Genomic DNA, 18,016 nt, shown 5'->3' with positions numbered 1-18,016 from the left:
TCCAGCTGCTTGGGGGCGAGCTTCTCACCGACCACGTGGTAGGTGAGGATCTTGGTGAGGGTGGCCTTGTCGGCCAGGACCTTGTCCAGGTCGGCCTTCGGGATCTTGGCGAAGGCGTCGTTGGTGGGTGCGAACACCGTGATGTTCTCAGCATTGTTCAAGGTGTCGACCAGGCCGGCCTTCTTGACCGCGGTGACCAGGGTGGACAGGGCGGGATTGTTCGACGCGGCGGTCGCGACCGGGTCCTGCGCCATGCCGTCGAAGCTACCCGCACCGTCCTTGGGGACTGTGGCGCACCCCGGCCCGAACGGCTTGTCCGTCATCGCTGTGTCATCAGCGGCCGGGGTCGACTCCTTCGGGGTGGAGGCGGCCGTGGACGAGCTGTTGTCCGACGCGGAGTCGGAGCTGTCGTCGGAGCACGCGGTCAGGGCCAGCGGCAGAGCCGCGGCAGCGGCAACGGCGACGGCTGCGCGACGGAAGCGAAGTGTGTTCATGATGTCTCCTTGGGTGATCATTTAATTGCTGTCTGTAAGACAACGTGGGTCGAAGAGGGTGCCGGAAGGGCGGGGCGGTCAGTCGACGGTGACGACGACCGAGTGCCAGCCACTGGCGCCGTCGGGGATGGTGCCGGTCCGCTTCTCGGTCTGTACGGCACCGGTGCGGTCGGTGGCGCGCACGGTCAGGGTGTGCCCGCCAGGAGTGGCCTTCCAGGGGTAGGACCACTGCCGCCAGGTGTCGACGGTGTGCTGCGCGGCGAGGTCCGCGGGCCGCCAAGGCCCGTCATCGACACGGATTTCGACCCGTTCGATGCCACGGTGCTGGGCCCAGGCGACGCCGGCGACCATGACGGTGCCCGCTTCGGGGCGGGCAAAGGGCTTGGGGGTGTCGATACGGGACTGGGTCTTGATCGGGGCCTTCTGGGCCCACTTGCGCTTGACCCAGTACGGGTCGTAGTCGTCGAACGTGGTGAGTTCGATGTCTTCGATCCACTTGCAGGCCGATACGTATCCGTACAGCCCGGGAACGAGCATCCGCACGGGGAAACCGTGCACGAAGGAGAGCGGTTCGCCGTTCATGCCGACCGCGAGCATCGCGTCGCGGCCGTCCATGACGTCCTCGACCGGCGTACCGAGCGTCATGCCGTCCACCGAGCGGGCCACCAGCTGGTCGGCGGGCCCGCCCCGCGAAGGCGGCTTCACGCCGGCCTCGCGCAGCAGGTCCGCCAGCCGTACGCCGATCCATCGCGCACTGCCCACGTACGGGCCACCGACCTCGTTGGACACACACGTCAGCGTGATGTCCCGCTCGATCAACTCCCGCTCCAGCAAATCCTGGAACGTCACCGTCAGCGGACGCTTGACGCCCTTGCCGTGGATACGCAGTTTCCAGCTGGTGGCGTCGACCTTCGGTACCACCAGGGCGGTGTCGACCCGGTAGAACGTCTTACTGGGCGTAGTGAAAGAACTGACACCCGCAACCCGCAATTGCGCCCCTGCCGGGATGGGAGGCGCCGGTGAAGCAGGCTCGGGCAGCAGTACCCCGGCACGCGAGGTCACTGCGTCCTGGCCGCGCCGGCCGTTCAGTGTCCGGCCCAGAGCACCGGCACCGGTGGACGCGACCGCGGCTGCCGAGGCGGCGAGAAGGAAGCCTCGCCGGTCCCAGCTACTGTCCTTGGCCTCTTGGATGGCCGGCTGGTCCTGGATTTTCAGGCTGCCGATCAGGGTGTAGAGGAGAACGGCACCTACCAGAGCGCCCACGAGCGACGGCAGGCCGTCCGCGATGCCGGACGAGTCCGGGCGGCTCACGGCCGCCGCTGCACCGACCACCCCGAAGATCAGTACACCCGCCGAACCGATACGCCGGTATCGAAGCGCGACCATGCCCAGCACGAGCCCGAGGGCGGCGAGCGTTGCGAGGATGCCCAATTGCAGGACGAGTTTGTCGTCCTCGCCGAAATTCCGGATCGCCCAGTCCTTCACCGGTGCCGGCGTACGGTCGATCGCCGCACCCCCCACCGCGGTGACGGGCCCCGCCTCGGGCCGCACCGCCGCCGACACGAGTTCAGCGACGGCGAGCGCAGCGTAGCCGGAAAGCAGGCCGCTGAGCGCGGCGAGCCCCCCACGGGCCAGGGTCGTACCGGAGATCCTCACGCCCCCCATTCGGAGCCGGCTCCTGAAGGGATTGGTCCCTCGTCCCAAAAAGTTAAGAACTTCCCTGGCTGGGCTCCGCGATGACCGTCACCGAAGAGCACAAGAGACCTGGCGCCGTCGCGCCCGACGGGTTGCTGACCGGCGGCTCGGGGCGCAGCGACGGCATCCCCGCACCCGCCACGCCGCGTAACGACCTGGTCGAGATCTTCCTCACCGGATCTGCAAGGAATGCGGCCCCATCAAGGCGGACCTGAACTCGCAAGACTCAACGCCGATGCCGACAAGGCCAAGTTCGTACCGGCCGAAGAGCTGCGGCTCAACATGTCGGTCCCGCCCACGGCCAAGCCCAACCGCCTCGGCGTCCTCGGCAAGGACCTGGCCGGCTTCCCCAACGGCCGCCGCCTCAACGACGACGTCGTCGACATCGAACTCCAGGCCCTGGAAGGCGCCGCGCAGACCGGCAAGATCGGGCCCGCGCTGGCTGCCGGCGATCGCGTGGACGCCCCCTACCGTCAGCCCGCGACACCTTCCCCTACGTCGCCCTGCCCAACACCGCGGCCGTCAACCAGGCCGACGCCCTCCACCCCGACGGCGGAGTCGGCGCGGGCTTCGGCGGCACCGCCTTCGGAGACGGCTTCCCCATGGTGGGCTTTCTCGCTGCGTCCAGGCGACCGGATATCCGTACGCCGAAACGACCGCAGCACCGCCGTATTCGCCGTCGAGGCCCTGCGGCCGTACGACAAGGACTCGCTGCCCGACAGCCAGGTCAACGCCACCACAGGACCACCGGCACTGCGGCTGATCACCTGTGGCGGCACCTATGACCGCCAGCGAGGCGAGTACAGCCACAACCTCGTCGTCTACGCCACCCTCGCGGGCGCCGACTGACCGAGCCCACCATGGCGCCTGACTCACCCCTCACGTCGACGCTGTTGCCCCGCAACGCTCGGCCCGGCCGGGGCTTGCCCATCCTGCGCACGAGGGTCGGCCGAGCCCCCAGGTGCTTTGCGACTGGCATCGGCGGTCAGGGCAAGAAAAGTACGCGCGACCAATCCACATCGGATACCGCGACGAATAAGGAGTGAACGGGAAAAATAACCGAAAGTGGAGCCGGTCTCTGGCCGGTGACCCCCGGAAGGGGATGCATTGCGATGACAGTCAAGCGCTCAGCCCGTCTTACTGCCCTCATAGCACTGCCCGCAGCGTTCACCCTCGCTCTGGCCACACCGGTACTGGCCCAGGACGGACGCGACGGCAGCTCCCAGGCCCAGAACGGCCGGGACTACAAGGTCGACCTGCGGCAGCTGAACGATTCCGGTGCCAGCGGCACGGCGCTGCTCAGCCTCCAAGGCCGGCAGCTCACTGTGAAGATCAACGCCCAGGGCCTCGTCCCCGGCCAGCCGCACGCCCAGCACATCCACGGTTCAACGTCTGGGCACAATTTCCATTGCCCCGACGCCAGCGCGGACAAGAACGGCGACGGCATCGTCACCACCACAGAGGGCCTGCCCGCCTACGGGGACATCAACATCTCCCTGACCACCAGGGGCGACACGTCGAAGGCGAGCGGACTCGCTGTCGACCGGATGCCGGTCGCGGACAGAAACGGCAACGTGTCCTACTCGCGCACGATCACGGTCTCCCAGGCCGTGGCGGACAACATCACCAACCTGCATGTCGTGCAGCACGGTATCGATCCGAACGGCAACGGAAAGTACGACTTCGGCAAGGGCAAGAGCGAACTCGACCCGAAGCTGCCCCAGGAAGCCACCGCCCCCGCCAGCTGCGGCATGCTGCAAGGCTCCACCGGCTCTGCGCCGATGAGTCACGGCTAACCACCAAGGCGAGAGGGAGCGCAGGGGGCGGGGACACAGCATGTGCCCGACGTGATCTGCGACTTGACGCGGCGCGTGCGTCCATCGCCCCATAGGGAGTCCAGATGGCCTCGACACTCGCCAGAGTGCTGGGGCCATCACTCAGCCTGCCTGAGGACGTCGTACAACCCACGTCGACGCTACGGTCACATGGGTGGGAATCGGGTCTGGGCCCCGCGAGGCATGGTTGTGTGCTGCACCGGGGGCAGGGCGACTCGTTCGCCGGGGGATAGGTCGGGCACCTGATTCAGACTCAGGTCAAGGTTCCGGTCGACTGGTGTGGCAAAGAGGGTGTGCGCCATCGGCTGCTTGACGAGAGTCGCTTCGGTACGTCTGGAGCATCGGACGGCAGGGCTTAGCCAGATGGCGGCTGTCGGCGGGCCATCGTAGCCATCGTCAGGCGCTGGGGAACGGTGTGAGGGTGAGTGGTGGACTGGTCGGCTGGGGCGATCCGCCGGCCGGTTCAAGGGTGATGCCGATGCCGGTCGCTTTGTCGACCGGTCCGTCGAGGAGCGTGATCGTGCTGGTGCGGTCGGGGTCGATCAAACCTGCAGAGCGCATGGTGCCCTCGTCGTTGAACCACAGTTGGTAGACCTTGCCCTTGGGCGGTTGGGCCAACCCGGTCGTAGTGAAGACGGCTTGATCGCGGCTCTTGGACACCACCACCGTGCCCGCCGCCTTCTGCGGAAGACGGGTCACTGCCAGCTGGGCGTCTGGCGCGGTGAGGACGGCGGCCGCAGCGTCAGCCGCCTGCTGAACGCGCTGGGCGTCCCGTTCAGCGTCGAGGGCCACTTGGTATTGCATAACCGTCGTCCCCCCGAGAATGACCGCTGCTGCGATGCTCGCGGCAAGAGACCACACCAGACCCCGTTGTCCGCCTCTCTTCTGTCGTGGAGGCGGAGCAGGTGCAGCGGGCACCGCGGGTGCGACCTGGCGAACGAGGTGGATCTGCCGCATCACGTTTTCTCGCACAGAGCGCGGTACGGGCGCCGAAACCGCCATACCGAGCCGCGCCGCCGTCTCGGACAGCGCCCTTACCTCTTGCTCGCAGGACGCACACTCGGCCAGGTGCCGTTCGAACGCCTCGCGTTCGACATCGCTCAGCGCATTGAGCGCATAGGCGCCGGCCAGCGTGTGCAGGTCATCCGGCATCATGCAGTCACCCCCAGGCAGTCGCGCAGACGGATCAGGCCGTCGCGCATCCGGGACTTGATCGTGCCCAGCGGCTGCGCAAGCCGCTCAGCCACCTCCCGGTAGGTCAGCCCCTGGTAGTAGGCGAGGGTCACCGACTGTCGCTGCAGCTCACTCAGACCGCGCAGGCAAGCCCGCACAGCGGCGCTCTCCATCCTCACCTCGACCTCCTCGGCCACTTCATCGAACTCAGTCCCACGGGCCAAACGCGCTGCTCGTTCCTCACGAGACGAAGTCGCCTGCTCCGAACGGACTCGGTCCACAGCCCGGCGGTGAGCCATGGTGAGTACCCAGGTGATCACCGACCCCCGGCCGGGGTTGTATCGGGGCGCAGTCCGCCACACCTCCACCAAGACCTCCTGAGACACCTCCTCCGACATGGCCCGGTCCCGCAGGACCCCGCAGACCACGCCGAAAACCGGTTCGGACACTGCGTGGAACATTCCGGTGAACGCATCACGGTCGCCCTGCGCCACCTTCTCCATCAGCGACGGCAGATCGGCTTCGAGGCCCGGGTTCGCATTAGTGCGGGCGTTGTCTGTCACAGGTGCGATTCTGCAGTACCGCACCTGTACGACTCACATTCGGCGCGGCAAGCCATCCGGCTTGGCCCGCGAGCGACGAAAGTGCATCGGACTGGTCGAGGGCGGGTGTGGACGGCTCTCACATCCGCGCGAAGGGGGGGCTGACACCGGTCCGTCGATGGTCGACCGCCATGGAACACATTCAATTTCACGTTGCCCGACGGATTCTCTCGTACAGCATCCTGCCCGCGAGTGTGCCTCCGTATAGGACGAAGCCGACGCCGGCCAGCCAGGAGTGGATCACCAGCACGGTTCCGATGGAGCCGTACGCGGTGGCGTGGGTCACGATCAGGGGGGAGAAGACGAGCCATGAGAAGAGCCGCAGACCCAGCAGCGCGAAGGTGGTCGCGATCGCTCCCGGCAGTAGGGCTTTCCATCCGATCCTGTGGCCGAGGAGGATCCTTTGTGAGACCCAGAGGAACAGAACGGTGATGAGGAGGGCGACCGCTGTCTCCAGAGGGGTGGAGGCCTCCGTGTCCTGCTGCTGAGGAACCTGAGGGCCGACGAAGGGTGCGGCACCACAGACTCATGACGCGCCGGAAAGGCGCCTGACTCAGCGGCTCTGCCTGCCGCGAAGTGCGTGGCGCTGGAAGAGCCGTGAGATGTCTCGCGCGGTGATGATGCCCGTCAGGTGCTGGCCATCGGTGACGAGGATCCGCATGCCGCTGCTCCGGTGGACCTTTTCCAGTACGTCTTCCAGAAAGTCGTCGGGCGCGCATGTGGTGCACTGCGACAGCGGGGTTGCCACGTCACGTACGCGCACTGTCTCCCGCTGCGGCGCCGGCGTCTTCGCGAGCTGGGGCAGGTGGATCATGCCACTGGGGCGTCCTTCGAAGTCGATCAGGGGCAGGGTGGAGTGGCGGGCCCGCATGGCCACTTCGTCGATGCAGCGTTCCACGGTCAGCCAGTCGGGGCAGGTTTCCACGGGACTCGACATGGCATCGGCTGCTCGTACCCCGTGCAGGGCTGAGGCCAGCCCGGCGTGCCGCCGTTCCGCGTTGGCGACGATCATGATGAAGAAGCCGATGATCATCAGCCACAGACCGCTGAAGGCACCGCGCAGAACGGAGATCCATCCGGCGGCGATCAGCAGGAACCCGAAAACCTGCCCGCTGCGTGCGGCTGCCCGTTCGGCCCGGTCCCGGTCTCCGGTACGCCACCACATCACCGCCTGCACCACACGTCCTCCGTCGAGCGGCGCGGCAGGCAGCAGATTGAACACTCCCAGCACGAAGTTCACCCACCCCAGCCACACCATGACAGCCGCGGGCACCGCCCAGCCGGTCAGCGCGTTCAGACCAAGACCCGCGCCGAACGCCGCCGCACCGACGACCAGGCTGGTGAGCGGGCCGCTCACGGCAACGAGGAAGGCGGCGCCGGCCGCGCGCGGCTTGCCCATCTCGGTCATCCCGCCCAGCGCCCAGAGCGTGATGTTCTGGACCGGGATGCCTTTCTTCCCTGCGGTGATCGCGTGGGCGGCCTCATGAGCCAGCAGGCTTCCGAGGAGCAGCAGCGCACCGGCCAGACCGGCGACCGTGTAGGTGGCGTTCGACTGTTCCGGAACCCAGGCGGGGAGCGTCTGGCTGCCCAGGCTGTATCCGAAGAGCACTACGAGCAGGGGCACGGTCCAGTGGATGCGCAGCGGCACCCCGAGAACTCGTCCCATCCGTACCGAGCTGTTCATCACTGCCTCCCGCGGACTGAAGCAGGCGGTCCTCCACCCGAGCCGCTCCGCTTCCGGGGCGTCCCCGGGACCGGACCAACGCGGTGTCCGTCCACTGACAGTCTGCCTCGGTTGGGGCGGGCGGCTGAGGGCGTGGCTTTCCTGGGCATGGGTGCGTCACCTGTCGGGTGCGGGTGGGTCGTCGGGGTCGCCGTTCTGCCGGTGCCGGTCCGCGTTCGGACTCTCCCGGTCGGTGCTGCTCTGCGGGCGGGGGGAATTGCCCTGCTGGTAGATGTCGGGGATGCCGTCGGTGTTCTCGTCGAGCGTCTCCTCCTCGTACAGCCGCCGGTACTTGTTGTTCCGCAGCTTCAGCAGTACGCACGCCAGCAGCGCGGAAGTCAGGGATCCGAGGAGGACGCCGGCCTTGATGTGCTCAAGGTCCGCAGGGTTCGGATAGGCGAGTTCACCGATCAGCAGCGAGACGGTGAAGCCGATGCCGGCCAGCATGGCCACGGCGATCACGTCCGGCCAGGAGAGGTCCGGGCTGAGTCGGGCCCGCGTGAAGCGGGCAGCGAGGTAGCAGCCGCCGACGACGCCCACAACCTTGCCGACGGCCAGGCCCAGTGCCACGCCCAGCGGTTCAGGCCGGCTGACGACATCGCCCAGCGTGTCGCCGGATACGCTGACTCCGGCTGAGAACAGGGCGAACAGCGGGACGGCCACTCCGGCGGAGACCGGGCGTACCAGGTGCGCGATCCGCTCGGCCGGACGTCGGCCTTTCTCTCCGTCCTTCGTCACCCTCAGCAGGAGCCCCATGGCGACTCCTGCCACGGTGGCATGTACGCCGCTGGCGTACGTCAGGCCCCAGATCACCAGTGCCAGCGGCAGGTACCAGTACCAGCCGTGCACCCGCCTTCGGTCGTGCAGGTGGAAGAACAGGCCCAGCCCGAGTACGGCGCCGATGAGGGCCGCCAGGTTGATCGTGTGGGTGTAGAAGACGGCGATGACGACGATGGCACCGAGGTCGTCGACTACTGCCAGCGTGAGCAGGAAGGCGCGCAGCGCGGACGGCAGATGGGTGTCGATCACCGCGAGCACTCCGAGTGCGAAGGCGATGTCGGTGGCCATGGGAACGGCCCAGCCGTTCCACGTTCCTCCCATGGACGTGGCGACGAGTCCGTAGAGCAGGGCCGGTACGGCCATGCCGCTCACCGCTGCGACGACGGGCAGAATCGCTGTTCCGGGGTGGCGCAGATCGCCGACCACCAGCTCACGTTTCAGTTCGGCGCCGGCGACGAAGAAGAAAATCGCCAGTAGCCCGTCGGCTGTCCAGTGGGCCACGGAGAGATCCAGCCCCAGTGCCCCGATGCCGAAGTGGAAGTCCCGCACCGACTCGTAGGCGCCGCTCAGCGGTGTGTTGGCCCACACCAGGGCCATGGCAGCCGCAGCGAGCAGCACCATGCCACCGACGGTCTCGGTGCGCAGAGCGTCCGCCACGAAGGTGCGCTCCGGCAGCGGGAGACGGCCGAGGAAGGTGCGGGTCTTGCGGTTGCCTCCGGGCATACAGCTGACCTCTCGGTGATCCGGAAGGGAGTGAGGGGATGCTTCGAGCCAGCAGGGTGTTCACGCCTGGCGGAGCCGTTCCAGGAGGTGGGCGGCCGTGACGACACCGAGCGGTCGGCCCGGGCCCCCGGCATCCCCCTCGACAATCGGGATGAGGGGACTTCGGGTGCGCGTCATCAGTTCTGCGAGCTCCATGGCTGTCCAGTCGGGAGCGGCAGTGGGCAGGAACGGCCTTCCCACCGGAAGGCATTCGGCGACCTTCCGTCCCGCGAGCGCGTGATACAGGACATCGGCATGCGGCTCGTCGATCACGTTGGCGAGCACGGGATCTTCCTGCACGTAGCTGGGCACCAGTGTCCCGACCACATCGGAAGCGGGCAGAATCGCGTACGGCTGCCCGGCAGAGTCGACAACCAGCAGACCGGGCAGAGCGTGCTCTACGAGCAGTCTCACCGCCTCTGCGGCATCGGCCTCCATGCTGACTGAGACGTATGGCTCCGCGAGATCACGCGCGCGCATGAGGGCTCGCCCCTTGGGAGTTCGGTTGTCTGTCCCCCTTGCCCGGGCAGCGCTGCTCTGGTGCGTCCCGGGACCGTAGACCACGGTGCTGGGTGTATATGGCTACCGCAGGAGCGAGGCCGTTCGGTGGTACGTGGTTGTCCTCGGCGGAGGGCGGCTTGCTGAAGATCGCCGTGAGGATCATGCCCACCACCGCCAGAATGGCGAGCGCCACCGCTGCTTTCACGCGCCAGTCGCGCCGGTCGCCGTCACCGTTACCTTCATCGGCCTCGTCCTGAGCGCCGGGGAACTGGTGGTTCAGTGTGTCCATCAGCGATGTCAGCTCGGGGTCGTCCAGGGCGAGGCGTCGCTCGATCTCTGCGAGGATGCGCCGGTCGTCCATTGAGGGGTTCATACCGACCACCTGTGTCCTTGGGATCTCCCCCCGCAGAGCGCACGACCGCTCGGCGGGGTCTCATGCCTATGAGGTGCGGGCTGGGCTCCGCTCTGCGTCGGGGGGCCGGAGCATGTCGACAAGGCGCAGGATCTCCATGGGCAGCGGGAAGATAAGGGTGGAGTTCCGGTCGCTGGAGATCTCCGACATCGTGGACAGAATCCGCAGGTGCAGTGCCGCGGGATGCCCTTCGAGCCGTACTGCGGCGTTCGCCAGGGTCTCGGCGGCCTCAAACTCACCCTTGGCGTGGATGACCTTGGCGCGCCGGTCACGCTCCGACTCCGCCTGCCGGGCCATGGCGCGGCGCATGGTCTCGGGCAGCTCGACGTCCTTGACCTCGACCAGAGTGACCTTCACTCCCCAGGGGTCGGTCACGCCATCGATGATCTGCTGGAGCCGCTGGTTGATCTCGTCCCGGTTGACCAGCAGCTCATCGAGGTCCACTTGGCCGAGGATGCTGCGCAGTGTGGTCTGGGCTATCTGCGAGGTTCCCTTGATGTGGTCCTCAATGGCCACGACGGACCGGTTGGGGTCCACGACGTTGAAGTACGTCACGGCATTGACCCGTACGGTGACGTTGTCCTTGGTGATCACGTCCTGCGGTGGGATGTCCATGGTGACGGTCCGCAGCGAGACGCGGACCATGCGGTCGACGACGGGAATGATGAAGAAGAGTCCGGGGCCCTTGGCGCCGATGATCCTTCCGAGGCGGAAGATCACCCCGCGCTCGTACTCGGGCACGACTTTCACGGCGGCCATCAGGAGCAGGAGCAGGACGGCTGCGCCAACGATGATGCCCATCAGTCCTGAGTTCATGATCCATCCTCCTGTTCGGTGTGCCGGCCTTCCGGAAGCTCGGCGTTTTCGACGATCAGGTGCAGGCCCTCGCGGTCAACGACACGGATGCGCTGCCCTTCGGTGAGGGGGGACTCACGGCCGCGGACTGTCCACCACGCGCCTTCGAGCAAGACCTGACCATTGCCAGTGGCGCCGTCGACACGACGTACCACGGCCTCGCTGCCCAGCAGTCCCTCGTGTCCGGTCGTCGCGGGAGCACGGCGGGCACGCCACGCCAGCCGGCCGGCGAGTACCGAGCCCCCTCCGACCACTACGGCGGTGGGCCACAGAACAGCGGGGTCCACGCCGAGCTCACCGCGGAAGAGCAACACTCCGGCGAGTACGAGCGACACGGTTCCTCCGGCGGCGAAGATGCCGACGCCGGGTGTGAGCACTTCTGCGACGAACAGGGCAGCGGCCAGACCGAGGAGCAGCAGTCCTCCGACGTTGAAGGGCAGCACGCTGAGCGCGACGAACCCGAGGACGAGCAGGATCACACCCGTGATGCCGGCGAATCCCATGCCGGGGCTGGCAAGCTCGTAGATCACGGCCAGCGTGCCGAGCGACAGGAAGAGGAACGCCAGCTCCGGGCTGGCCAGCAGTTGCCGCAGCTCGCCGAAGAATCCCAGATCGTGGTCCACGATCCGCGCACCGGCCGTCTGCAGAACCACCTCGCGCTCCGCGTCCGCCGCACCTACGGTGACGCGGCGGCCGTCCAACTCGCTGAGCAGGGCATCACGCGACGGTGCCACCAGGTCGACCACGTCCGTTCGCACCGCCTCCTGGTCTGACACCGCGGTGCCGTCGCGGACCATGTCCCGGGCGAAAACCGTGTTCCGCCCGCGCTGCTCCGCGATCGAGACCGCGAATGCGACCGCATCATTGATCACCTTGTCGCTCGCCTCCTCGCCCTGGCCGGTCACCGGTGTCCCGGCGCCGATGTGACTTCCGGGCGCCATGGCGGCGACGTGTGCGGACAGCGTGATGTAGGCGCCCGCAGAGGCGGCCCGTGCCCCGGACGGGGCGACGTAGACGATGACCGGAATGTTCGAGGCGAAGACGTCCTTGACGATCTCCCTGGTCGATTGCAGCAGCCCGCCCGGGGTGTCTGTCTCGACGAGCAATGCGACGTGCCGCTCCCGCTCGGCGATGCGCAGCCCTTCCTCAATGTGATCGGCGACCACAGGTGTGATGGTGCCGTCCACCCGCGTCACCAGCACGGTCGACGTCTGGGCCGCGCTCATGGCGGGGGCGGCAAGAAGGCACGCCAGCGTCACCAGGAGGATCTGGATGACCCTCCGGACCAGTGAGCGGAGGCGCCTTCGGGGCACGGCACGGTTCCCCTGTTCGCGTGGGTCTCGCAGGGCGTTTCACTCACGGGTTACCCGTGAGTGCAGGCCGGACGCCTGCCGAGGGCGTTAAGGGACGGCCGTCTCGAACCCGCACAATTTGCCGTAGTCCGGCAAAATGGACACCATGTCGATGGGAAAACGCAGCCTGGGTCCGCATGCGGCCACACCGGATGCCAGGGTGCCCGCGCCAGATACCGCAGCCGCCGCAGACAGCGATCCCCCAGCGGCGTATATGGACCGCTACCTGGAGCAGCTCGCCGGCATCTCGATCAGTAGGCAGCGGCTCCCCGATGAAGACATCGAGGGCCTGAAGCACCTCGCGGCAGCTGCGGCCGGGCGGGGTATGGCCTTGCGCGTCCTGGTCGCCGAGTACCTTGCCTCGGGCTGCCGTGTCTGGACGGATCTACCCGGTTCCCGTCAGGCCCAGGACCTGCAAGAACTGAAGGATGTGGCCTCCGCCCTCATCCGGGCGGTCAGCGATGCGGCGGTGGCACTGACCGAGGGCTACGAAACCGCTCACCGGGCAGCTGTCCGCGGCGAAGAGGCGACGCGGCGAGAATTCGTCGACGACCTCCTCGAAGGCCGCACCGATCTTGGCCGGCTCGCCGAGAGGGCCGAACGGTTCGGCCTGCGGTTGGTCGGCCCGCACAGTGTGGCGGTCGCGCGAGCCATGAACGCCCCCCTTGGGGCCGGCGACGACACCACCCGCTATGTCGAGGAAGCGTTGACGGCCCGGTTCAGTACGCGAGACGTACTGATCACCACCAAGGACGGCCTGCTGGTGTGCGTATCCCCCGGCGCGGTGCCGGAGGTCCCGGAGTTCTTCGCAGCCCACGTACGCAACGCTGTCGGCGAGCAGCACCAGATCGCCATCAGCCGGCCCCGGCCCGGCCCCAGCGGCATCGTCCGCTCCTACCAGGAAGCGCGCAGGTCCCTCGACCTCGCCGCCCTGCTCTGCTTGACCACCCCCGTCGTGCGCGCCTCGGACCTGCTTGTCTTCCAGGTCCTCGGCAGGGACCGCGCAGCCATCACCGACCTCGTGGCCACAGTTCTCGGCGGCCTTGAGGAAGCACGCGGCGGGCCCAAGGCACTGCTGGAAACCCTGACCGCCTACTTCGCCAGCGGCTGCCTGAACACCACCACGGCGCGCAGACTCGGAGTGAGCGTGCGCACGGTCACTTACCGGCTCACTCGCATCCGGCAACTCACCGGCCACGACCCCACCGACCCGGACGAGCGATACATCTTGCAGACCGCCGCGCTCGGGGCCCGTCTCCTTGGCTGGCCGTCCCGTCCCCTCCAGCCCGCCGACTGATTCAGCCCGCGCGAGACGGCGTAATCGAGGCGGCCATGGTGAGGCGTCGCCATGGTCTGACCTGGGGTCATCTGATCACTGGTCTGGGTGTGCCGTCGACTGATGCGCAGTGGGCGCAGATTGAGCCGTTGCTCCCGGACCGGACGCCAAAGCGGGCGGACGGTTGCGGGATCACCGCGAGTGATCGATGCGATCGCCTTCAAGTTCCTGACGCGATGCCAGTGGGTGTACCTGCCGGAGAAGTACGGCAACTGGCGAGGCGTCTACAACCGGCTGCGGATGTGGGCCGTCGATAGCACGTGGGAGCACTCGCATATCTTCGGTGGCTACCCGGGCCTTACCTGCATGAACGCACTGCTGAGGGCCCTCGGTACATGCGTGAGGGCCGTCACCGTAGCCTCGGGCCGAGATCAAGTAACCATGGCAAGCGACCTCAGGTCCGCTGGAGTTGCGAGTCAGTTCTCGGTGAGCATGCCGGCACGGAGTGTGGTCAGGGTGCGGGTCAGGAGACGGGAGACATGCATCTGTGAGACGCCGAGCTTCTCGCCTATCTGTGCCTGGGTCATCTCCTGGCCGAAGCGCATTTCGACGATGCTGCGCTGGCGATCGTCGAGTGCGTTGAGAAGGGGGGCGAGGGTGTGGAAGTCTTCGACGAGTTCCATCGCCGGGTCGCAGCCGCCCATGGTGTCGGCGTACGTGCGGCCGCTCTTGTTGATCTGTCCGTCGTCACTGCCGTCGGTGGGTGTGTCCAGAGAGCCGGCCGTGTAGCCGTTGGAGGCCACCAGCCCTTCGATGATCTCCTCTTCACTCAGCTCCAAGTGCTGAGCGAGGTCCGCGACAGTGGGCTGGCGGTCCAGGGTGACAGCGAGCTCTTCCTTGGCCCTGGCCAGATCGACGCGCAGCTCCTGGAGCCGGCGCGGGACGTGGACGGCCCAGGTGGTGTCGCGGAAGAATCGCTTGATCTCCCCGGTGATGTAGGGGATCGCGAAAGACGGGAACTCGACTTCGCGGGACAGGTCGAACCGGTCGATGGCCTTGATCAGACCGATCATGCCGACCTGGATCACGTCCTCCATGCCCTCGTTGCCGCGATTGCGGAACCGGCTCGCCGCGAAGCGGACCAAGGACTGGTTCATCTCGATGAGCGTATTGCGAGCGTACTGGTATTCGTGGGTGCCCTCTTCGAGGACCTGAATCTGGTCGAAGAAGAGCTTCGTCAGTGCTCGGGCGTCTCTGGGGGCGATCTTCCCGGCATCCTCTATCCAGGGCAACTCACCTACAAGCCGGTCAGCTTGGCTCGTGGATCCGGCAGGGTCCAGGTGGACGGACATTCCTGTGGAATGCGTAGATATCGTCACGTCGGCACCTTAAAAAATCGGGAGCGGCTGCTGCACGGCACCTGCCCCCAAAATCCGGCCCCATCCCCCTCTTCGCGCCAGCTTCTCCCGGCGCCCAAGACGATGCGCAGCAGGTGGCGATACGGGCTGGTCTACGCGGGCTGTCCCTCGGCACCTCGTCAACCCCCTGGTCCACCAGGCAGAGAGGGGTCGGCAGACGTCCAGGACCTGGCATGTCTGATTTGTGGAAAGCGGGGTAACTGGCGGACCGGATCACCGCCCAGACTTTTGGAGGAGTCAGCATGCCGTCCACCGACGTCGTCGAGGCCATTCTGCAGGACCACCGCCGCATTGAAGAACTCTTCCGTACCATGCGAAACGCCGAAGCCGACCGGACCGCCGCCCTGAAAGAGTTCGCCGCCCTCCTCATTGCCCATGCTTCGGCTGAGGAGGATGAGGTGTATCCCGCCCTCCGACGCTACAAGAACGTGGCCAACGACGATGTCGAGCACAGCGTTCATGAGCATGAGGAAGCCAACGAGGCGTTGCTCGCCCTGCTCGAGGTGGAGGACACCGCCTCCGAGGAGTGGGAGGAGAAGCTCGAGGAACTTGTCACGGCGGTCAACCACCACGCGGACGAGGAAGAGCGGACCCTGATCAACGACGCCCGGGAGAATATGAGCGACGATCGTCGCACACAGCTCGGTAAGGCGTTCCGTGAAGCGCGTGCGAAATACCTGGATGCCGACTGCGGCAGCATCGAGAACGTACGCAAGTTGATGGCTTCCAGTAGCAATTGAGCCTCTTGAGGCTCACGGCTACCGCGCTCGGTGACCACCAACTGCTCTGGGCTTGATCAGGGAGGACTTTTCTGCCCTATGTCGGCAGGAAGACATAGGGCAGAGCCCCCAAGAACGGACCCGCACAGCGACACCACTGCACCTGTCCCCGCCCAACGCCCCATATCGCGAAAGCTGAATCCCGAAAGTGCCGAGTTTCCTGTGGTGCGCGTCCTTAGCGATCGGAGGGCGAACCCCTCCCGCCGCCGCGAGTGCGCACACCATTCCGGGGAGTGCGCCATTCACATGTGCCGCTGGCCGCCCCGGACGGGGGCGGCCAGCGGCACATGTGTTCTGGATCGCGGTGTCGGTCAGATGCGCGGGGCGTTGTAGTACGTACCGACGTTCTCGCGGTAACTGGTGTCAGTGGTGTGCTTGCCCTTGTCGAATTCCGGTGCGTTCTTGATTTCGTCCTTAGTGCGGGTGAGGTACACCGTCTCCTCCTCGGCATCGACTCGGGAGATAGTGCCGGCGGGCATCAGGACGTGCTTACCGAAGATCCACACTCCGGTGTCGACCACCAGGTACGAGGCGCCGACCTCGTCGGAGTGCTTGTCAACCTTCCCGATGTGCCCGTCGGTGGCCTCGACCTTGTAGCCGACCAGGTTCGCACCGGCCGTGTGACCGGACGCCGACTCATAAGTCCACAGATTGTTCGTCATGTTGAATAACTCCTTTTGAGAGAACAGGATGGAAGGAAGGAAGATTCCGGAGGCTGGTTTACCAGCGGTACCAGCGACCGCGAAGTGCGCCCATAGTGTGCTGGCCTCCAGTAAGTAATGGCTTCCAATTGACCATCTGCCCCGCAATATGGTGTGCACACGCGGCGCTAAATATTCATTCCTGCACCGTGCCGGGTAGGCAGAGTGGGCCACGGTGCGGTGTTCTGCACCAGCGTGGTACTGCCTGTGGCGCTGGCGGTCATCGAACTGCTGGAGGAGCGGGCAGGGTCTCCACTTGTTCAGGATGAGCCGTCTAGAACGGCATGCGGCCGCGGGCTCGTCGACCGGCGGAACCGCTGCGGCCCACGGCCTTGGAGCTGCTGCGGAAGGGCTTGCTGAAGATCCGGCCCAGAACCCCGGGGGCCTTGCCGCCGGCGCGTGTTCCGGCTCCCAGGGTGCGCTGGGTGCCGCGTTCCGGGTGACGGGACAAGCGGGGCACGAAGAAGGCGAGGACAACAAGAACGACACATACGGCGACAATGCCGACAATCATCATGAAGGGCTCCTTGGGGGCGAGGTGTGTCTTGCCACTTGCCCCGGCAGGTTGGGCGCATGCGCAGCGGTACGTAACGGCCGGCAATGCATCATCGAGGCCCCCTGTCCGGCGGCGCGCAGGCGGCTCCCTGCGCTAGTCCGCGCCGGAATGGAGACGTTCGTGGCCCCGTTCCCAGCGCGCCGACCACCTCCGCACACCCCTCGACACAGCCCTGGGACGACAGTCGGAACTGTGGATCCACATCACCATCCCCTGGCCACGTCCACTGACTCACGCGCTGTGCCGGAGCCCGTGGAGCCGGCGCCCAACCCTCCATGGGCCCTGAATACTTGAGCCGTCCAGTGGCCAGCCCACAGTGGCTTGGAACTTTCGAAGATCTGCTTTGCGGCACCAAGCCGGGCCCGGTCGGTGGCCGGGCGTCGGACCGGGGCGCGGGGCGTTGGACGTTCGTGCCAGCAATGCTCCAGTGCTGAGCGCCGGGGTGCACGACCGGCCCGCAGCAGCGCAAAGGCATGGGTGACAATAGGCCGTGTGTGACCAAGACGATGGGATCCGGGGGTCTGGTGAAGCGGCCACGCACAACGGCCGGGGGAGGCACCGGCCGTCACCGGCCGCCCTTGATGTCCGCCTGCTGGTGGACCGGAGGGGACTGAGTGCCCGCCGCGAAAACAGCTTGACCACGCGCCCGCCCTGGAAATGCACGCTGGAGCTCCTGGCTGGACGGCATGAGAACGTCTATCTGGATCTGTCCGACCTCACCTTCGTCGATGTCGCCGGAGCCCGCACGCCGGCCTGGACGGCGCAGCGCCGCAGTGCAGGCCGGTGGATGGTCATTCAGCAGCCGCCCTCATCGCGGCGGACGTTGGAGATGATCTGGCCGGACCTGGCAACGATTGAGGTGACGGGATGACGACCATGGCAGCGTCGGACGAGTCGTTCGTGCATCCAGCCCTGTTCTACCGCGACGACGACGCGTACCTGGCCGGCACGATCCCATTCATCACCGACGGACTGTGCGCGGGTGAACCCGTGGCAGTCGCCGTCCCCCGCCGGGGCTTGTTCATGAATAACTGTCGGAGTTGACCTGCGGGACGGTCGCCAGTGGGACGCTGAAACATGACTGTGTCTTCGCAAGTCCGCG

Annotated in this window: 19 protein-coding genes and 3 pseudogenes; 8 read left to right on the top strand and 14 right to left on the bottom strand. The window is 66.7% G+C overall.

Annotated elements, in window-relative coordinates; all coding sequences use genetic code 11:
* On the bottom strand, nt 1-494 hold a 494-nt coding region (locus J7E96_RS34515), incomplete at its 3' end, for a fasciclin domain-containing protein (RefSeq protein WP_215137447.1).
* Between the two features lie 78 nt (nt 495-572).
* Nucleotides 573-2,159, bottom strand: a complete 1,587-nt coding sequence (locus tag J7E96_RS34510; RefSeq protein ID WP_215137444.1) for a molybdopterin-dependent oxidoreductase — start codon at nt 2,157-2,159, stop codon at nt 573-575.
* Between the two features lie 152 nt (nt 2,160-2,311).
* Here J7E96_RS34510 and J7E96_RS38635 point away from each other — a divergent pair.
* The 3 genes and pseudogenes from J7E96_RS38635 to J7E96_RS34495 all read left to right on the top strand — a co-directional run.
* Nucleotides 2,312-2,797 (top strand): annotated as a pseudogene (locus J7E96_RS38635) (DUF4331 family protein); the annotation flags it as partial.
* 10 nt (nt 2,798-2,807) lie between these two features.
* Nucleotides 2,808-3,038, top strand: a complete 231-nt coding sequence (locus J7E96_RS38630; protein WP_215137459.1) for a sortase domain-bontaining protein — start codon at nt 2,808-2,810, stop codon at nt 3,036-3,038.
* Nucleotides 3,039-3,301: 263 nt separating this feature from the next.
* Nucleotides 3,302-3,973, top strand: a pseudogene (locus J7E96_RS34495) (hypothetical protein); the annotation flags it as partial.
* A 447-nt stretch (nt 3,974-4,420) separates the two neighbouring features.
* Here J7E96_RS34495 and J7E96_RS34490 read toward each other — a convergent pair.
* From J7E96_RS34490 to J7E96_RS34450, 9 genes are all read right to left on the bottom strand, one after another.
* Nucleotides 4,421-5,179, bottom strand: a complete 759-nt coding sequence (locus tag J7E96_RS34490; RefSeq protein WP_215137440.1) for an anti-sigma factor domain-containing protein — start codon at nt 5,177-5,179, stop codon at nt 4,421-4,423.
* Nucleotides 5,176-5,760 (bottom strand): ECF RNA polymerase sigma factor SigK, encoded by a 585-nt coding sequence (sigK, locus tag J7E96_RS34485; protein ID WP_308296276.1) that lies wholly within the window; start codon nt 5,758-5,760, stop codon nt 5,176-5,178. Before sigK ends, J7E96_RS34490 begins: the two co-directional genes overlap by 4 nt.
* A 187-nt stretch (nt 5,761-5,947) precedes the next feature.
* Nucleotides 5,948-6,085: a hypothetical protein gene (locus J7E96_RS38625; protein WP_308296275.1), complete on the bottom strand. Its 138-nt coding sequence runs from the start codon at nt 6,083-6,085 to the stop codon at nt 5,948-5,950.
* A 267-nt stretch (nt 6,086-6,352) separates the two neighbouring features.
* On the bottom strand, nt 6,353-7,483 hold the full coding sequence (locus tag J7E96_RS34475) for a site-2 protease family protein (protein WP_215137438.1): 1,131 nt from the start codon (nt 7,481-7,483) through the stop codon (nt 6,353-6,355).
* Nucleotides 7,484-7,639: 156 nt separating this feature from the next.
* Entirely contained in the window at nt 7,640-9,025 is a 1,386-nt protein-coding gene (gene nhaA, locus J7E96_RS34470; protein ID WP_215137436.1) for a Na+/H+ antiporter NhaA, read from the bottom strand.
* A 60-nt stretch (nt 9,026-9,085) separates the two neighbouring features.
* Nucleotides 9,086-9,544 (bottom strand): CBS domain-containing protein, encoded by a 459-nt coding sequence (locus J7E96_RS34465; RefSeq protein ID WP_215137434.1) that lies wholly within the window; start codon nt 9,542-9,544, stop codon nt 9,086-9,088.
* Nucleotides 9,531-9,938 (bottom strand): DUF3040 domain-containing protein, encoded by a 408-nt coding sequence (locus J7E96_RS34460; protein ID WP_215137433.1) that lies wholly within the window; start codon nt 9,936-9,938, stop codon nt 9,531-9,533. Before J7E96_RS34460 ends, J7E96_RS34465 begins: the two co-directional genes overlap by 14 nt.
* A 66-nt stretch (nt 9,939-10,004) precedes the next feature.
* Nucleotides 10,005-10,793, bottom strand: coding sequence for a slipin family protein (locus J7E96_RS34455; protein WP_215137432.1), 789 nt, complete (start codon nt 10,791-10,793; stop codon nt 10,005-10,007).
* Nucleotides 10,790-12,145 (bottom strand): nodulation protein NfeD, encoded by a 1,356-nt coding sequence (locus J7E96_RS34450; protein ID WP_308296274.1) that lies wholly within the window; start codon nt 12,143-12,145, stop codon nt 10,790-10,792. The genes J7E96_RS34455 and J7E96_RS34450 overlap by 4 nt, the downstream gene beginning before the upstream one ends.
* Before the next feature lie 199 nt (nt 12,146-12,344).
* Between J7E96_RS34450 and J7E96_RS34445 the strand changes: the two genes are divergently transcribed.
* Together J7E96_RS34445 and J7E96_RS38965 are read left to right on the top strand one after the other, a co-directional pair.
* Nucleotides 12,345-13,481 (top strand): helix-turn-helix domain-containing protein, encoded by a 1,137-nt coding sequence (locus J7E96_RS34445; protein ID WP_308296273.1) that lies wholly within the window; start codon nt 12,345-12,347, stop codon nt 13,479-13,481.
* 102 nt (nt 13,482-13,583) lie between these two features.
* Nucleotides 13,584-13,778, top strand: a pseudogene (locus J7E96_RS38965) (transposase); the annotation flags it as partial.
* Between the two features lie 158 nt (nt 13,779-13,936).
* Here the strand turns inward: J7E96_RS38965 and J7E96_RS34435 are convergent.
* Nucleotides 13,937-14,812, bottom strand: coding sequence for a SigB/SigF/SigG family RNA polymerase sigma factor (locus J7E96_RS34435; RefSeq protein WP_215137451.1), 876 nt, complete (start codon nt 14,810-14,812; stop codon nt 13,937-13,939).
* A 308-nt stretch (nt 14,813-15,120) separates the two neighbouring features.
* On the opposite strand from J7E96_RS34435, the gene J7E96_RS34430 reads away from it, so the two are divergent.
* Nucleotides 15,121-15,618 (top strand): hemerythrin domain-containing protein, encoded by a 498-nt coding sequence (locus J7E96_RS34430; RefSeq protein WP_215137431.1) that lies wholly within the window; start codon nt 15,121-15,123, stop codon nt 15,616-15,618.
* Nucleotides 15,619-15,968: 350 nt separating this feature from the next.
* On the opposite strand, the gene J7E96_RS34425 is transcribed toward J7E96_RS34430, so the two are convergent.
* A complete protein-coding gene (locus J7E96_RS34425; RefSeq protein WP_215137430.1) occupies nt 15,969-16,319 on the bottom strand; it encodes a PRC-barrel domain-containing protein in 351 nt (116 codons plus the stop codon).
* 313 nt (nt 16,320-16,632) lie between these two features.
* Nucleotides 16,633-16,875, bottom strand: a complete 243-nt coding sequence (locus J7E96_RS34420; RefSeq protein WP_215137429.1) for a DUF6411 family protein — start codon at nt 16,873-16,875, stop codon at nt 16,633-16,635.
* 673 nt (nt 16,876-17,548) lie between these two features.
* Between J7E96_RS34420 and J7E96_RS34415 the strand changes: the two genes are divergently transcribed.
* Together J7E96_RS34415 and J7E96_RS34410 are read left to right on the top strand one after the other, a co-directional pair.
* Nucleotides 17,549-17,785, top strand: a complete 237-nt coding sequence (locus J7E96_RS34415) for a hypothetical protein (protein ID WP_251070855.1) — start codon at nt 17,549-17,551, stop codon at nt 17,783-17,785.
* Entirely contained in the window at nt 17,782-17,958 is a 177-nt protein-coding gene (locus J7E96_RS34410) for an MEDS domain-containing protein (protein WP_215137424.1), read from the top strand. Before J7E96_RS34415 ends, J7E96_RS34410 begins: the two co-directional genes overlap by 4 nt.
* Nucleotides 17,959-18,016 lie beyond the last annotated feature (58 nt).

It is taken from the genome of Streptomyces sp. ISL-96 (assembly GCF_018614035.1).
GTDB lineage: Bacteria > Actinomycetota > Actinomycetes > Streptomycetales > Streptomycetaceae > Streptomyces.
The sequence above is the reverse complement of the archived record's forward strand: the minus strand, read 5'-3'. Positions and strand labels throughout refer to the sequence as shown.

Coding starts and splice junctions, on each gene's coding strand:
- J7E96_RS34465 (WP_215137434.1), bottom strand. CDS start 9,544: ATGCGCGCGCGTGATCTCGCGGAGCCATACGTCTCAGTCAGCATGGAG.
- J7E96_RS34435 (WP_215137451.1), bottom strand. CDS start 14,812: ATGTCCGTCCACCTGGACCCTGCCGGATCCACGAGCCAAGCTGACCGG.
- J7E96_RS34460 (WP_215137433.1), bottom strand. CDS start 9,938: ATGAACCCCTCAATGGACGACCGGCGCATCCTCGCAGAGATCGAGCGA.
- J7E96_RS34410 (WP_215137424.1), top strand. CDS start 17,782: ATGACGACCATGGCAGCGTCGGACGAGTCGTTCGTGCATCCAGCCCTG.
- J7E96_RS34420 (WP_215137429.1), bottom strand. CDS start 16,875: ATGATGATTGTCGGCATTGTCGCCGTATGTGTCGTTCTTGTTGTCCTC.
- J7E96_RS34425 (WP_215137430.1), bottom strand. CDS start 16,319: ATGACGAACAATCTGTGGACTTATGAGTCGGCGTCCGGTCACACGGCC.
- J7E96_RS34510 (WP_215137444.1), bottom strand. CDS start 2,159: ATGGGGGGCGTGAGGATCTCCGGTACGACCCTGGCCCGTGGGGGGCTC.
- nhaA (WP_215137436.1), bottom strand. CDS start 9,025: ATGCCCGGAGGCAACCGCAAGACCCGCACCTTCCTCGGCCGTCTCCCG.
- J7E96_RS34455 (WP_215137432.1), bottom strand. CDS start 10,793: ATGAACTCAGGACTGATGGGCATCATCGTTGGCGCAGCCGTCCTGCTC.
- J7E96_RS34475 (WP_215137438.1), bottom strand. CDS start 7,483: ATGAACAGCTCGGTACGGATGGGACGAGTTCTCGGGGTGCCGCTGCGC.
- J7E96_RS34490 (WP_215137440.1), bottom strand. CDS start 5,179: ATGATGCCGGATGACCTGCACACGCTGGCCGGCGCCTATGCGCTCAAT.
- J7E96_RS34430 (WP_215137431.1), top strand. CDS start 15,121: ATGCCGTCCACCGACGTCGTCGAGGCCATTCTGCAGGACCACCGCCGC.